Source organism: Gemmata sp. SH-PL17 (genome assembly GCF_001610855.1).
Lineage (GTDB): Bacteria > Planctomycetota > Planctomycetia > Gemmatales > Gemmataceae > Gemmata > Gemmata massiliana.
The window spans coordinates 1,283,297-1,297,569 of record NZ_CP011271.1 but is presented as its reverse complement, the minus strand read 5'-3'; the positions used below and the strand labels follow the sequence as shown (position 1 = coordinate 1,297,569).

The 14,273-nt window shown below is 63.3% G+C and carries 11 protein-coding genes; 7 read left to right on the top strand and 4 right to left on the bottom strand.

All coding sequences use genetic code 11. The features are described from left to right. Positions 1-99 precede the first annotated feature (99 nt). A complete protein-coding gene (gene hflK / locus VT84_RS05270; protein WP_082838766.1) occupies positions 100-1,038 on the top strand; it encodes a protease modulator HflK in 939 nt (312 codons plus the stop codon). A gap of 10 nt (positions 1,039-1,048) precedes the next feature. On the opposite strand, the gene VT84_RS05265 is transcribed toward hflK, so the two are convergent. From VT84_RS05265 to VT84_RS05255, 3 genes are all read right to left on the bottom strand, one after another. Next, positions 1,049-1,519, bottom strand: a complete 471-nt coding sequence (locus tag VT84_RS05265; RefSeq protein WP_082838765.1) for a hypothetical protein — start codon at positions 1,517-1,519, stop codon at positions 1,049-1,051. Positions 1,520-2,523: 1,004 nt separating this feature from the next. Beyond that, positions 2,524-3,357 (bottom strand): RNA polymerase sigma factor RpoD/SigA, encoded by an 834-nt coding sequence (locus VT84_RS05260; RefSeq protein WP_052560573.1) that lies wholly within the window; start codon positions 3,355-3,357, stop codon positions 2,524-2,526. A 713-nt stretch (positions 3,358-4,070) separates the two neighbouring features. Beyond that, positions 4,071-5,933: a 30S ribosomal protein S1 gene (locus VT84_RS05255; RefSeq protein WP_082838764.1), complete on the bottom strand. Its 1,863-nt coding sequence runs from the start codon at positions 5,931-5,933 to the stop codon at positions 4,071-4,073. Positions 5,934-6,214: 281 nt separating this feature from the next. On the opposite strand from VT84_RS05255, the gene VT84_RS05250 reads away from it, so the two are divergent. From VT84_RS05250 to VT84_RS05235, 4 genes are all read left to right on the top strand, one after another. Next, on the top strand, positions 6,215-7,810 hold the full coding sequence (locus VT84_RS05250; protein WP_082838763.1) for an ABC transporter permease: 1,596 nt from the start codon (positions 6,215-6,217) through the stop codon (positions 7,808-7,810). Positions 7,811-7,973: 163 nt separating this feature from the next. Then, positions 7,974-8,966: a tyrosine-protein phosphatase gene (locus VT84_RS05245; RefSeq protein ID WP_162271598.1), complete on the top strand. Its 993-nt coding sequence runs from the start codon at positions 7,974-7,976 to the stop codon at positions 8,964-8,966. A 229-nt stretch (positions 8,967-9,195) separates the two neighbouring features. Beyond that, on the top strand, positions 9,196-10,185 hold the full coding sequence (locus VT84_RS05240) for a glycosyltransferase family 2 protein (RefSeq protein ID WP_082838761.1): 990 nt from the start codon (positions 9,196-9,198) through the stop codon (positions 10,183-10,185). 204 nt (positions 10,186-10,389) lie between these two features. Next, on the top strand, positions 10,390-11,658 hold the full coding sequence (locus VT84_RS05235; protein ID WP_082838760.1) for a glycosyltransferase: 1,269 nt from the start codon (positions 10,390-10,392) through the stop codon (positions 11,656-11,658). 9 nt (positions 11,659-11,667) lie between these two features. Here the strand turns inward: VT84_RS05235 and VT84_RS05230 are convergent, their stop codons facing one another. Further along, complete coding sequence (locus VT84_RS05230; protein WP_052560567.1) at positions 11,668-12,669, bottom strand: DUF1559 domain-containing protein; 1,002 nt, start codon at positions 12,667-12,669, stop codon at positions 11,668-11,670. A 107-nt stretch (positions 12,670-12,776) separates the two neighbouring features. Between VT84_RS05230 and nikR the strand changes: the two genes are divergently transcribed. Together nikR and VT84_RS05220 are read left to right on the top strand one after the other, a co-directional pair. Then, a complete protein-coding gene (gene nikR / locus VT84_RS05225; RefSeq protein WP_162271597.1) occupies positions 12,777-13,232 on the top strand; it encodes a nickel-responsive transcriptional regulator NikR in 456 nt (151 codons plus the stop codon). Positions 13,233-13,337: 105 nt separating this feature from the next. After that, on the top strand, positions 13,338-14,216 hold the full coding sequence (locus VT84_RS05220; protein WP_052560565.1) for a hypothetical protein: 879 nt from the start codon (positions 13,338-13,340) through the stop codon (positions 14,214-14,216). The last annotated feature ends 57 nt before the right edge of the window (positions 14,217-14,273 follow it).

Genomic DNA, 14,273 nt, shown 5'->3' with positions numbered 1-14,273 from the left:
TGAACCCCGCCCGCAAGGGCGGTGGGTGGCGTATCAGCACAGAAGATTACCCGCTGCCCTCGCGGGCAGGGTTCACCGAACGTGTTCGCCAGGAGCACCATGTTCCGCGCTCGTTATCTCTTTGTTCTGGTGCTCGGGACGTACCTCCTCACCGGCGTCTATCAGGTCGCACCGGACGAACGGGCCGTCGTTCGACGGTTCGGAGGGATCGTCGCGCGCCCGGGACCGGGGCTCGGGTTCGGGCTGCCGTGGGGCATCGATCGCGTCGATCGCGTACCCGTGCGAACCGTGCGGCAGTTGCGTGTGGGTTACGACAGCGAGGCTGCCAACGACACGACCATGCCCGCGGGCCAACTGCTCACCGGCGACCAGAACCTCGTGAACGTGCAAATCGTTCTCGATTACGCCATCGGCGAAGCGGACCAGGATCTCGACGACTACGTGATTCACCGCGATCTCGTGGACCCGACCCTCTCGCGCACAGCCGAGGCCGTCGCCGGCGAGTGGGTCGCGGGTCACACGGTCGATCAGGTGCTGCTCACCGGAACCGGCATGCTCCCCGCATGGGTCATGGACCGGCTCGCCGAACGGCTCCCCGAACTGAAGCTCGGTATCCGCGTGCAGCGCGTGAGTGTCGCTCTGATCGCACCGCCGGACGAAGTGCGTGCAGCGTTCGAGGCCGTTACGCAAGCACAAACCGCGATTCGCACGAAAGAGTTCCAGGCCCAGCAGGAGCGCGACCAGCGCTTGCGCCAGGCCGACGCGATCCGCTACCGGCTCGGTCAAGAAGCGAGCGAGTACCGTGAATCGCAACTGCGACTGGCGCAGGCCGACGCGACCGAGTTCCTCGCACAACTCTCCGCGTACCGCGACGTGCGCGCGACGAACCCGGACGCGCTCTCGTTCTTGTGGTGGGACGAAATGCGCCGCACGATGATCGCGATGAAGACGCGCGGCGGAAAAGTGCGACCGCTCGACCACCACCTTCAGAACGGCGAACTCAACGTCACCGAGTTCGTACCCCTTCCCAAGCGGTGATCGGACACGTTCACTCGCGTAGCAAGAGGGGCAGCCGCTCCTTCGCGGTCAACTCACCGCTCACCACATCGGCCCGCGCCGCAGCACGCTCGGCACCGGCTCCGTGTCGGTTCCCGGTTCGCTCATGAACTTCGGCGAGGTACATCCGCACGCGCGAATCCCCCGGGCGCTGGTCCTTCGCTTCTGTCAGAGCGCGGAGCGCCTTGCACAGCATTTCTTCGCAGAACCCCTCGTCGCGTTTGGGATCGCCGTCCTGCTCTCGGACGAGCAGAACCAACCCGACACCGCGGTGAAACGATTCGCCGAATCGATCGCGTGTGCTGATCGCGATCTCGCGCAGTTTGATGTGTGCGGTCACCAAGTGTGACTGCAACGCGGTCGGACCGGTCTGCGCATCAGCGACGAACTGTTCGAGGTGGCACTTCGCTTCCGCCGGGTGCGCCGCTCGCAAATACATTTCCGCAAGCTGAAACCGGAACATCGGCTGGTCCGCGTGCCGCCGAACATACCCTTCGAGGTGCGCTGCGGCACTGAGATAGTCGTCGCGTTCCAGGCACTTCGTGACGTGGCTTAAGGCGTCGTCTTCGGGGGGCGAAGAACCTCCCTCGTTCCCGCTTCCTGGAGGAACGGGGGGCGAAGAACCTCCCCCCCCAGCCCCCCTCGCTCCTTGCGAGGGGGAACCCCCTACGGGTTCCCCCTGCAACCCCCTCCTGCCAGAGAAGGGGGAGAAAGAAGTCTCCGGGGTAGGTGCCGCGTTCTTCGATTGTAAAGTGCCGGTCTCCCCCTTCCCTTCAGGGAGGGGGGGCGGGGGGGTAGGTCGTGGCTGCAACCCCTCCCCAACCCCTCCCCTAAATGGAGAGGGGCTTAAAACTGGCGCTTGCGATGCACCAGTTTCTGCGTTTTGCTCTGCTCCCCCTTCCTTCTTAGGGAAGGGGGTTAGGGGGTTAGGTTGTCTTTGCTCCCCCTTCCCTTCAGGGAGGGGGGACGGGGGGGTAGGTTGTCTTCGCTCGTCTGTCGGCCCGCTCGTTGAAACAGGTGGTGGTACAGTTTGCGGTGCGCGCAGTGACTCGCACCCGACAACGACAACCGCGAGCACCAATAACAGCGCGACCCGCATCGCCGACCCTCCGGTGACACCGGGGAAATCGACGGCGCGGGTTGCGCGAGTTCACGCAGTTCGGGGGACATAGCGAACTGCGGCGCGAAAATAGGAAACTTGTGCGCGTCGTATCTCCTACACCACGCGCACGGTCAAACGTCTCGGCACGTAACTCGATACGGGCACCGCCCACCCTCGGTCCCCGCACAAGTCCGCGGAACGTTCACGGACGCACGCGGCCCCTCAACCGCGAACGCCACCGAAATACTATTCCTCCGTTCATATAATGTCAATATGTCACCTAATCCACTTTTCACACCAGAAAAGCGAACGCGGGCGGTGCGCACCTAAGCACACCGCCCGCGTTCGTTCCGCTTACGCAGCCATCAGTTACAAAGATCTTCGCCGAGTTTCGCGAGCGCCTCGCCCTCGATCTGGCGCACGCGCTCGCGGGTCAGTCCGAGGCACTCGCCGATTTCCTTGAGGGTCTTTGGCTCCTCGTCGTTCAGTCCGAACCGCATGCGCAGAACCGTCGCCTCGCGCGGGTCCATCTTGTCCAGTAGCACCAGAACTTGTTTCAGGTCGTCGGTTTCCACCATTTCGGTGTCGGGCGTCTTCGCGCGGTTGTCCATGAGCATCTCTTCGATGCTCCACCCGGCCTCGCCCTGGTCGGCTTGCGGGGCCGCGTTGTACACGCGGATCGCCTTCTTGATGATGTTCAGCTTCTTCTTCGGCAGGCCGAGGAGTTTGGCGACCTCTTCGTGGGTCGGCGGGCGCCCGAGTTCGTCGCTGAGCTTGTTGGTGGCCCGGCGCCACTTCGCGAGCAGTTCGACCATGTACGCCGGGATGCGGATCGTCTTCGCGGTGTTCACCAGAGCGCGCTTGATGCTTTGCTTGATCCAGTAGCTCGCGTAGGTGCTGAACCGCGTGTTCATCGTGGGGTCGAAGCCCTCGACCGCCCGCAGCAGTCCGAGGTTGCCCTCTTCGATGAGATCCTGGAGGGCCAGCCCCTTCCCGGTGTACCCGCGGGCGATGTTGACCACGAGCCGCAGGTTGGCGCGCACCATCTGGTCGCGGGCCTCCGTGTCCCCCTCGCCGATCGAGCGGGCCAGGGACTTCTCCTGGTCGGCCGAGAGCAACGCGGTTTCGTTGATCTCGCGGAGGTACGTTTCCAGCGGGGACTGGACCACATCCGGGCGGTAGCGGCGGAGTCGCGACATGGTATCGAGCATCCTGTCTACAAAAGGGCCGGCATTGGTCGCGGTCTGGCGAGTCCGCAGAGCGCCGGGTGGGCGCCGGGTCGTTCGGGGCGATGGTAAGTCGCTCTCGGACGAACCCGCAGAGACGTATCGACCGCTGAAACAATAACCTGGATTAACGCACTGGTGGAACGCCCGGACGAGGGGGATTTCGGGCGTTGTCGAACGAACCACAGCCACAACCCGACCACCGCAACGAATCGTTACGGCCGGCGCAACCGGGGGAGGTCGCACAATGTCATCGGGTCGCCGACCGGAAGAACCGGATGGGATGGTTCTGCGGTCGTATCAGAATACATTTCGCTCCGGAACGAGTTCAACACTAATTTCCGGTCGGGGCGAAGGCGAGTCGTACTTCCTCCCGTACCAAATCATTACCGGAACGTCACTTTATGATATCCCGGCCCGCTAAAAAGTTTCCGAAAGTCAACCACGATTTATTCGCTACGGTCCGCCCGCGTCGAGAAGTACGACAGCGGCCGGAGCTTTACGATCGTGGCAGAACTTAACTGATTCGAGTGCCCATTTCACAAACCTGATTCGTGCCCCGCACCCGCCAACAAAATCCGCACGACCGACAAAAAAGAACCGGCCCCGACTATTCGCCGGGGCCGGTTCAGCAGATTCACGCGATCGAACCGCGGTGAGAGTTATCACCGCAGTTCCATTCGCACTTATTCTTTCTTGTCGCCCGGGAGTTGGAACAGCGGGCCGGCGGCGCCGGTGCCACCGCGAAGCCCTTCCTTCTCCTTGGGCGCTTCCTTGCTGCCGCTGCTGCTGCCGCCTTCCTTCTCCTTCTTGGCTTCCTTCTCGCGGGTGGCTTTGAGCTTCTCCTCCATAGCCTTTTCCGCTTCCGGGCCTTCGATCGGAAGGTCTTGCACGTCGTCCGGGACGGTGTTGTCGTCCACGTTCTTCATCGAGAGGCCGATCTTGCGGTCCTTGGCGTCGACGCGGAGCACCTTGACGTCCACGTCGTCGCCGACCTTGACCACCTCTTCCGGGCTCTCGATCTTGTCGTCCGAGAGTTCGGAGATGTGGAGCAGGCCCTCCAGCCCCTCTTCGAGCTGCACGAACACGCCGAAGTTGGTGAGCTTGGTGACCTTGCCCTGGACCTTCTGGCCCGGCTTGTAGCGGCCCGGGATGTCGGTCTCCCACGGGTCGTTGCCCATCTGCTTGAGGCCCAGCGCGACCCGCTTGCGCTCCTGGTCCACGCTCAGCACCACGCAGGTGATCTTCTGACCCTTCTGGACCACTTCGGAGGGGTTGGACACCTTCCGCACGTAGCTCATGTCGGAGACGTGCAGGAGGCCGTCGATGCCCTCTTCGATCTCGATGAAGGCCCCGTAGTTGGTGAGGTTCCGCACCACGCCGGTGATGACCGTGCCGGTCGGGTACTTCTTGGCGACCTCGCCCCACGGGTTGCTCTGGCACTGCTTCATGCCGAGCGAGATTTCCTTCTTGTCGTGGTTGATGTTCAGAACCTGAACTTCGACCTTGTCGCCGATCTGGACCAGTTCCTTCGGGTCGGCAATGCGCTTGACCCACGACATTTCGGAGATGTGGACCAGCCCCTCGATGCCCGGTTCGAGCTTAACGAACGCCCCGTAGGGCATGATGTTGACCACTTCCCCGTTGTGGCGGCTGTTGATCGGGTACTTGGCCTCGATGTTCTGCCACGGGCTCGGGGTCTTGTGCTTCAGCGAGAGGGCGATCTTCTCCTTCTCGCGGTCGATGTGCAGGATGTACACTTCGAGCGACTGGTCGATCTGCACCACGTCGCGCGGGTTGGTCACGCGGTGCCAACCCATGTCCGTGATGTGGAGCAGGCCGTCGATCCCGCCGAGGTCCACGAACGCGCCGAACTCGGCGATGTTCTTGACCACGCCGGTGCGGATCTGGCCGATTTCCAGTTCGCCGAGCAGCTTGTCCTTCTGGATCTTGCGCCGGTCCTCGATCAGCTTGCGCCGGGACACGACGATGTTGCGCCGCTGCTCGTCGATCTTCAGGATGACGCACTCGATGGTGCGGTCGATGTACTCGTCGATGCTCTGCGGGCGGCGGATGTCCACCTGCGAGGCCGGGAGGAACACGTTCACGCCGATGTTGACGAGCAACCCGCCCTTGATCTTCTTGAGCACCTTTCCGGCGACCACGTCGCCTTCCTTGTGCTTGGCGAGGATCGCGTTCCATTCCTTCTGCCGCTTCGCCTTGCGGTAGGAGAGCTGGATCGTGCCGTCTTCGCTCTCGACGGTTTCGAGCAGCACCTCGACGGTGTCGCCCGGCTTCGGCGGAGAGGCGTCGGTGCCCTCTTCCCTCCACTCGTCCAGTTTGATGACGCCTTCGGACTTGTAGCCGATGTCGATGACCACGTCGTCGCCACGGATCTCGAGCACCTTACCGGTGACGATCTTGTTGGCTTCGTAGTCCTGGTCCTCGCTCTGAATCCACTCTGAGATTTCTTTGGTGAAGATATCGTCGATGCCCAGAATGTCGTCTTCGGCCGAGTCGAACTGGCGGAGAAGGTTGCGGTTAACCATAGTGTGAGGGAGGCAGACGCCCGTGCGGTCCGAGGGAGCACCGAAGGAACGACGGGTACAGGGGTTAAAGGTTGCTCCAGGCCCGGCGAACTGGACACAGTTCACGCGCCACGGGAATGAAGTTGGGGAATTGTATCGAGCGTTCAGCCTTCGCAACAGGGGTGATTCAAAAAGGGCAATGAACGAGGGAATCGCAAACGAATTCGTTAGCGCCTTGCTGTTCCGCCCGGATTCTGGTCTTTTGGTTGAACGGATCTTTCACCCGCGGCCGTCATTCACTCATGAACTTCGTCCAATTGCTCAAGTTCGCTCTCGGTGGGTTGTGGCGGCAAAAAGTGCGGACCGCACTCACGCTCGTGGGCGTGACCGTGGGCACCTGCGCGCTCGCGTTCAGCGTGTCACTGGGCTTGGGGCTGCGCGCGTTCATTGACACCGAGTTCAAGGGGCGCGACGATTTCTGGCGCATTGTGGTCCGCGCGGATGAGGCGCCGCCGGACGAGAGCACCATTCCGTCCGAAAAGATCGCGGTCCAAGGCTCCATGTCCGACGAGCGCCGGGCACGCATCCGCGAGGCCCTCGTCGACCGCTACCAGCACGCGCGTTCGTCCCGGCCCGCGACGCGACTGCTCACTCCCGACAAGCTCGATGCCATCGCCCACATCCCCGGCGTGGCCGAAATACGCACGTACCGCACCGGCGACGGGCGCGTGTGGATCGACTCCTCCGAAACGCCGGCCAGCGCACTCTGCGTGAGCGGACGGCTCGACGACCTCGCGCCTCGACTACTCGCTGGCCGATTACCAAGTGCGCCCAACGCGGAAGAAATCGTGGTGTCCGAGTACGCGCTCTATCAGCTCGGCATCCGCGACGACGCCGACCTGGAACGGGCCGTCGGCCGCACGGTGAAGCTCGACGTCGGCGGGGTGAAGCAGAGCCAAGCGACAACGATGGCCCGCGCCATGTTAGGGCCGCTCCCGGCGGGGGAGCTGACACGCGGGCAGGTGCAAGTTCTGGAAAAGATCGCGGCCGCGCTCCCCAAAAAGCTCAGCGCGTTCGATCTCAGCATCGCGGAGCAACTGGAGTTGCAGAAGCTCCTCACCCCGCCGGCCGAACCGAGCGAGGAGCGCCAGGGCGAGTCCGGTAAAACCGCGAGCGGTACGTTCCGCATTTGTGGTGTGGTGAGTCGACTTACACGCGACGAGCGCAAGAAAACAACGCCTTTAGACTCGTGGGAACTCACACAGGGCGAGGTGTTTCTTCCCCCCACAACCGGCGACAAGTTGTTCGGGAAACTCCCGTGGCAAAAGGAAGGCGGCTTCTACAGCGCGGACGTTCGCGTGATACCCGGCAGCGAACTCCCCGCCATCGTGTCGCAAATCGAAGCCCAGGGCTTCCGCGCACATAGTGGCGCGAAGTGGTTCGCCGCAGCCAAACGCGAAGTCACGCTCATCGCTGCCGGATTGAACCTGTTCGCCTTCATCGCGCTGTTCGTGGCGTCTGTGGGCATCACGAACACGCTCGTGACCAGCGTGGTGGAGCGTACCGGAGAAATCGGTATCTTGCGGGCCGTGGGTGCCACCCGGGGACAGGTGATGGGCCTCTTCCTCACCGAAGGCGCGTTGATCGGCTGTGCGGGGGCCGTCTTCGGGCTGGCTCTGGCGTTCGGGCTGACGATTTGGGCCGATAAATGGGTACAAACGCTGATCGCGGGGCAGATGGACGGACACAAGATGCTCTCCACCACGATCTTCGTGTTCCCCTGGTGGTTGTGGGCCGGATCAGTGTGTTTCGCGGTCGCTGTTACAACACTCGCGGCCCTGTATCCGGCCCGGCGGGCGTCGCAAATCCACCCCATTGAAGCACTTCGGTACGGTTAAAGCTAGAGAGCAGCCCCATTCCGCGGGCATTTCGATCGGCATAGAAGTTGGCCTTTCGTCCTTGCCCGGCTTGTGGCATTCTCCGCGGCGCATGGACGCACCCGAAGCCACCCCAATACCCGCGCCACCGGTACCGGGCACCACACCGCCCGTTTCCGCACCCGTGCGCAGATTCTCCCGCCGCCGGCTGTTCAAGCTCGCGAGCGGCGCCGTCGCGCTCGGGTTCGGTGCGGAGTTCCTGCGGGTGGTCGCGTTCACCAACGTTCACACCGTGATCCCCGGGCGCGTGTACCGCACCGCGCAACTCAAGCCGGAACCGCTCCAGCAGTTCATTGCCGAAAAGGGCATTCGCACCGTTGTGAACCTGCGTGGCGTGTGCAGCAACATGCCGTGGTACATCGGCGAGTGCCAAACCTCGCACACCGCGAACATCAACCAGGAAGACATTACCCTCTCCGCGAAGCGATACCCGGCGCCGGTCGAAGTGAAGCGCCTTGTCGATGTATTCGACCACACCGCGTACCCGATCGTGATGCACTGCCAGCGCGGGGCCGACCGCACCGGGTTGGCCTCGACCGTTGCGAAACTACTCATGACCAATGAGGATCTGGCGACCGCCCGGCACCAGATGTGGTTCCGGTACGGGCACTTCCCCTACGGCCGTACCGCGGTGCTGGACGAGTTCTTCGACTACTACGCGGCGTGGCTCACCGCACGCAACGAGGAACACGCCCCGGACCGGTTCCGGCGCTGGGTCAACACCGATTACTGCCCCGGCCCCTACCGCGCGGACCTTTCACTGATCGGCCCGAAGACGTTCCCAGCCGGACGTGGGTTCAGCGTCACGGTGCGGGCACGGAACACGTCCATCGAACCGTGGACGTTCACCCCGGGCGGCACGGGCGGCATCCGGTTGCGGCACACGCTCACCGATCATCCGGCCGGCGAAACGAAACACAAGGCTCACGTCGGACACCTTGCTCGCGTCGTGAACCCCGGTGAGCACATCGACCTCGTGTGCGGCATCCCGCCGCAACCGGCCGGAAGCTACATGCTCCACGCGGACCTGCTCCACGGCCAACCGATCGAGTTGCTCAACACCGACTTCGTGCAGTACGGCTCCGAACCACTGATGACGAACGTGATTGTTACCTAGGGGAGAACCTAACCCCCTAACCCCCTTCCCTAGGAAGGAAGGGGGGACAGACGCGAAATCATCTGCGATGGGTTTAAGCCCCTCTCCGCTTAGGGGAGGGGTTGGGGAGGGGTTCTTCACACCCACCCTAACCCCCTTCCCTAGGAAGGAAGGGGGGAACAGAAACAAATGCACTCACACGGTTTTCGGCTTTAAGCCCTGCCCATGAAGGCCGGGAGAGGTTCTTCCAATGCTCCTATCCGTAGTTGTGCCCGTCAAAGACGAGCGGGAGAACGTGCGCCCGATGTTTACCCGCGTGCGCGAGGCGCTCGACGGGTCGCGAACCGCGTCGTGGGAACTCGTGTTCGTGGACGATGGTAGCACCGACGGCACGTTCACCGAACTGGAAACCGTCGCCCGCGAGGACGCCCGCATCAAAGTGGTGCGGTTGCGCCGCAACTTCGGCCAAAGCGCCGCGACCCAGGCGGGCGTGGACGCCGCGGCGGGAGACGTCATCGTCACGATGGACGGCGACCTCCAGAATGACCCGGCCGACATCCCGCTAATGATCGCGAAAATGACCGAGGGCGGTTACGACGCGGTCCTCGGTCAGCGCGCGAAGCGCCAGGACAAGTTGCTGCTGCGGAAGGTGCCAAGCCTGATGGCGAACTGGCTCATCCGCAAGGTACTTGGCGTGCCGTTCAAGGACTTCGGCTGCACGCTCCGCGCGGTGCGCCGGGAAGTGTTCGACGGGCTGGTACTGTACGGCGAGATGCACCGGTTCATCACCGCGCTCATCATGCAGCAGGGCGCGGCCGTCACTCAGATCCCCGTGCGCCACCACCCGCGTACCGCGGGCAAGTCGAAGTATACGCTCACGCGCACCATTCGAGTGATGCTCGACCTGATGACGGTGAAGTTCCTGGGGAGCTTCCAGACGCGCCCGATGCACCTGTTCGGTAGCATGGGGCTGTTGTGCGTGCTGGCAGGTTTCGTGAGCGTCGCCGCGAGCGCGGTGATGAAGTACACCACCGGCCCCGGCATGACCGCGAACCCGCTGTTCCTGCTCGGCGCGGTCGCGGGGCTGATCGGCGTGCAGTTCGTGTCCCTCGGGCTGATGGGCGAAGTTCTCACCCGCGTGTACTTCGAGAGCCAGGGCAAGCGGCCCTATGTGGTCCGCGAGCGCCGGAACCTGGATCGCGGCCCCCTCCCCGTCGGGCGCGGATCGATCGCGGCATAACGAATCCGCCCTTCTCCGGGAACCGCGGGCATCCCGTCCGCACAGGTAGCGAAAATCCAGTGGCTTCTGCCAAATCCCAGAAGCCACACGCAGAGCACATTAAGCGGACGAGACGTCCGCGTTCCCAGGGAAAATCCTGCATCCACTTTTCTTCCGCTCACGTACTTTGAGGCGTGTCGCCCGTTCGTTCCTCGGGACGCCCTCATGCACCTCGCGCTCGTTTGCCCGTCGATGCACGGCCACCTGAACCCGATGGCCACCCTCGGGCGCGAACTCGCACGCCGCGGGCACCGAATCTCACTCATCGGCTCGCCCGAGTCGAAGCCCAAAGCGGATGCGTGCGGCTTCGAGCACCTGCCCATCGGCGTGCCGGAACACGAGTCCGGGGAGTACACAGCGAGCCGGGTCCGGCTCTCGGAACTAAAGGGCATTGCCGCGCTGAAGCTCACCGGCCAGTTGCTCCGGGACGCCGCGCTGACGGGCCTGCGTGACATGCCCGATGCGATCACGAAAGCGGGCGTCGACGGCATTTTGTCCGACCAGGTCACGCCCGAAGGGTCCGCGGTCGCCGAGTCACACAAGTTGCCGTTCGTGATGATCTGTAACGCGCTCGCGGTTCACCAGGAACCGGCCGTTCCGCCGCCGGTTCTCGGCTGGAAGCACCGCTCCGGGCTCCTCGGCGAGCTCCGCAACCGTTTCGGTAACACGCTGCTCACAATGGCCGCGGCGCCGCTCGTGCGCGTGGTGAACGAGTACCGCGACAAGCACAAACTCCCTCGGTACTCAATGGGCTCCAACACGACCATTGGTCTGGCGCAAATCGCACAACAACCGGCGCTGTTCGACTTCCCGCGCAAACAGCTCCCGGCACACTTCCACTACACCGGCCCCTGGCACGGTCCGCAGCGCGATTCCGAGACCGCGCCGTTCCCGTGGGAGAAGCTCAACGGCCGGCCGCTCGTGTACGCCTCCCTCGGTACGCTCCAAAATCGACTCCACCACGTGTTCGCCGCGATCCTCGAAGCGTGCTCCACGCTCGACGTGCAGGTCGCACTTTCGCTTGGTCGAAAAGACGCCGTGTGGGACGGTCCCGTACCCACGAACGCGATCGTGGTACCGTTCGCCCCGCAACTGACGCTGCTCGACAAAGCGAGCTTACTCATCACACACGCGGGCCTGAACACCGCCCTGGAGGGGCTGTCGCGCGGGCTGCCGATGTTGTGTATTCCGGTGACGAACGACCAGCCCGGAGTGGCCCGACGTGTGGAATGGCTGGGCGCCGGGGAGATTCTGAAGCCCGGCAGCGCGACCGCACCGCGCCTGCACGCAGCGCTCAAGCGACTCCTCGCCGACCCGAAGTACCGCGCTGCGTCCGAGCGCAGTCGCGATCAGATGAAGGCGGTTCCCGGTGTCGCTCGCGCCGCGGACATCGTGGAGGAAGCGTTCCGAACCGGGAAACCCGTGCTGCGGTGAGGTCCGTTCTTACCAGTCATTACCGGGCAGGTCACCGCCCGCCCGCGTGCCGGCCGCGGCCCACGATTGCGGGGCGATGCTATTGGTTACGAACCGCACGCTCCCGTCGGCGAGGCACGCATTAACCCCGCCCGTGTGCCGACTGCGTGCGGCTTTCCACGCGGGGTTACTGTGTTGCACGCAGTCCATCAGCGGGCTGTTCGGCGTGCGCACGTTGTTGTACAGCCCGCAGTTGTACGCCCCGTCCGCCCATAGCGCGCCGCGATCAGTCACGAGCGTCGTGCTGGCATCGCAGTTCGCTTGAGTCAAAGGGTTCGCGTTCTTGTAATAGAGGCGCACGTCAGTGGCTCCCGCCGGGGCCGTTCCACCGGCACCGAGAAGCGATTCCGAAAACGCGACGGTATTACTCAGCCCGTCCGTGACACCCGCGATCTTCACACCCGGGTTCAGAACCACGTCCCGGTCCACCCCGTAGAAGATACCGTCGCCCGTGAGGGCGTCGCCGCTCGCGTTGCTCCCGACGCACGCGACGTAGTTGCTCGGTCCCTGATCCGCCTTCACCACGCGGAACTCGTCCGACGGGCAGAGGAACGTCGACACGATCGCGGCGAGTGGCGCACGGTTTTGCGGGAACGGGATCACCTGCGGTTGAACCGACCCGCCACCGTACAACGGCACGCTCAAATCGAGGGCGTTGTACACCGCGGTCTGTTCCAGGTACGGTGTGAGTTGCGCAAGCGCCGACCAGCGGAAGTGCCCCTTGGGATTCGTCGGGTCGACGGCCCACGTTTTCCGCCAGTAGGCGTTCGGGAACGTTCCGGTCGCGCTCTCGTGGTTGTGCAGCGCCAGACCGATCTGCTTGAGGTTGTTGCTGCACTTCATGCGTGCCGCTGCTTCGCGAACCTTTTGAACCGCGGGGAGCAGCAACCCGATGAGGATGGCGATAATCGCGATCACCACCAACAGCTCGATCAGCGTGAAACCGGCGCGGAGGGAGCGAGAGGTTCGCATCGGGGCGGCCCTAGTGTGATGAAATTCACATTCGTAATATCGCGCGAGGGGGCTTAGACAAGTGAAAAGCGTGTGTAGAATCGGCGACTACGAGAGTGGAGGCGGTCGTGTCTGATCTCACGCGCTTTTCGGTGTCGCTCGAAGCGGACCTGCTCGAAGAGTTCGACAAGTTCGTCCGCGACGGCTCGTTCGCCACGCGGAGCGAGGCCATCCGGCAATTGCTCCGGCAAACGCTCACGCGCGACGCCTTCGACGCGAACGACCAGCCGGTTACGGCCACGCTCACGTTGGTCTACGACCACCACCGCCCGCACTTGGTCGAGAAGTTGCTCGCCGTTCAGCACGATCACGCGAACCAGGTGGTGGCATCAATGCACGTTCACCTGGATCACGACCGCTGCATGGAAGTGATCGTACTACGCGGCCCCGGCGGGGCGCTCCAGAACTTGGCGGCTGCGATCCGCGGACTCAAGGGCGTTCACACCGGCACACTGGCACTCGCGGGGGCGGCCGGGCAGGATCACGGCCACGATCACCCGCACCCGCATCCACACCCGCACTAATTCGTGAGAACCCGCGGTCACCCCTTTCCGCGTGGAAATATTGCCCTTTCACGAACGAACCCGGAAGATGAGGGGCTGCTGCCTCAACTTCGAGAGGAACGACCAATGCTCAAGCTCAACTGGGTACTCGGGGCCGCGGCCGTACTGTTCGCCGGAGCCGTTGGTCCGGTCCGTGCGGCCGACGACGCATACGACCTCCGCGGGCCGGCGCCCGAAAAGGGTCAGGTGTTCGTCACCAAGGGGACGTTCAAGATCCGCGACGCCGACACCACGATGAAGCTGGCCGGCCAGTCGGTGGATCTGAAAATCACCCTGAACTCGACCAGCGAAGAAGAAGCCAAGGTGCTCGCCGTGGACGGGCGGAACGTCACCAAGTGCCAGATCAAGATCGTCGAAGAGAAGACCGACGTGACCGCCAACCTCGGCGGCCAGGATATGAGCCACACCGAACCGGGCGCACTGGAAAAGGAAATCATCATCAGCGAACGCGACGGCAAGAACTGGAAGCACTCGCTGGTCGACACCAAGCCGACGGAGAAGCAAACGAAGGAACTCGACGGCCGCAACGGGATCGAGAACGACGACGACCTGTACCCGGAAGCAAAGGTGAAGGTCGGCCACACGTGGCAGGTGGATGGGGGCGCGCTCGTCAAGATGCTCGGCAGCTCGTTCACCGACGTGAAGGGCAAACTCGACCAGAAGTTCGTGAAGATCGAGAAGGTAGGTGGCGAGGACTGCGCCGTCATCCAGTCGGCCGGCAAGATCACCGGGAAAATGAAGGACGAGGGCGAGCCGACCATCGACGTGAAGATGGACCTGAAGATCACCACCTACCGTTCGCTCAAGACCGGCGTGAACGTGAAGGAAAGTTTCTCCGGGAAGATCGAACTGGAAGGCACGCAGAAGATGGACGACCTCAAGGTCAAAATCAAAATGGCCGGCCCTGTCTCGGGCGAATCCACAACCGTGCTGAAGAAGAAGTAACCCCAGTTCAAAAAGAACTCAAGGAACCCCGACTTCGGTCGGGGTTCTTTCGTTTGA

Bases quoted from the DNA above. Each gene is read 5' to 3' on its own strand.
- hflK (WP_082838766.1), top strand. From the start codon at position 100: ATGTTCCGCGCTCGTTATCTCTTTGTTCTGGTGCTCGGGACGTACCTC.
- VT84_RS05220 (WP_052560565.1), top strand. From the start codon at position 13,338: ATGCTCAAGCTCAACTGGGTACTCGGGGCCGCGGCCGTACTGTTCGCC.
- VT84_RS05255 (WP_082838764.1), bottom strand. From the start codon at position 5,933: ATGGTTAACCGCAACCTTCTCCGCCAGTTCGACTCGGCCGAAGACGAC.
- VT84_RS05265 (WP_082838765.1), bottom strand. From the start codon at position 1,519: ATGTTCCGGTTTCAGCTTGCGGAAATGTATTTGCGAGCGGCGCACCCG.
- VT84_RS05230 (WP_052560567.1), bottom strand. From the start codon at position 12,669: ATGCGAACCTCTCGCTCCCTCCGCGCCGGTTTCACGCTGATCGAGCTG.
- VT84_RS05250 (WP_082838763.1), top strand. From the start codon at position 6,215: ATGAACTTCGTCCAATTGCTCAAGTTCGCTCTCGGTGGGTTGTGGCGG.
- VT84_RS05240 (WP_082838761.1), top strand. From the start codon at position 9,196: ATGCTCCTATCCGTAGTTGTGCCCGTCAAAGACGAGCGGGAGAACGTG.
- VT84_RS05235 (WP_082838760.1), top strand. From the start codon at position 10,390: ATGCACCTCGCGCTCGTTTGCCCGTCGATGCACGGCCACCTGAACCCG.
- VT84_RS05260 (WP_052560573.1), bottom strand. From the start codon at position 3,357: ATGTCGCGACTCCGCCGCTACCGCCCGGATGTGGTCCAGTCCCCGCTG.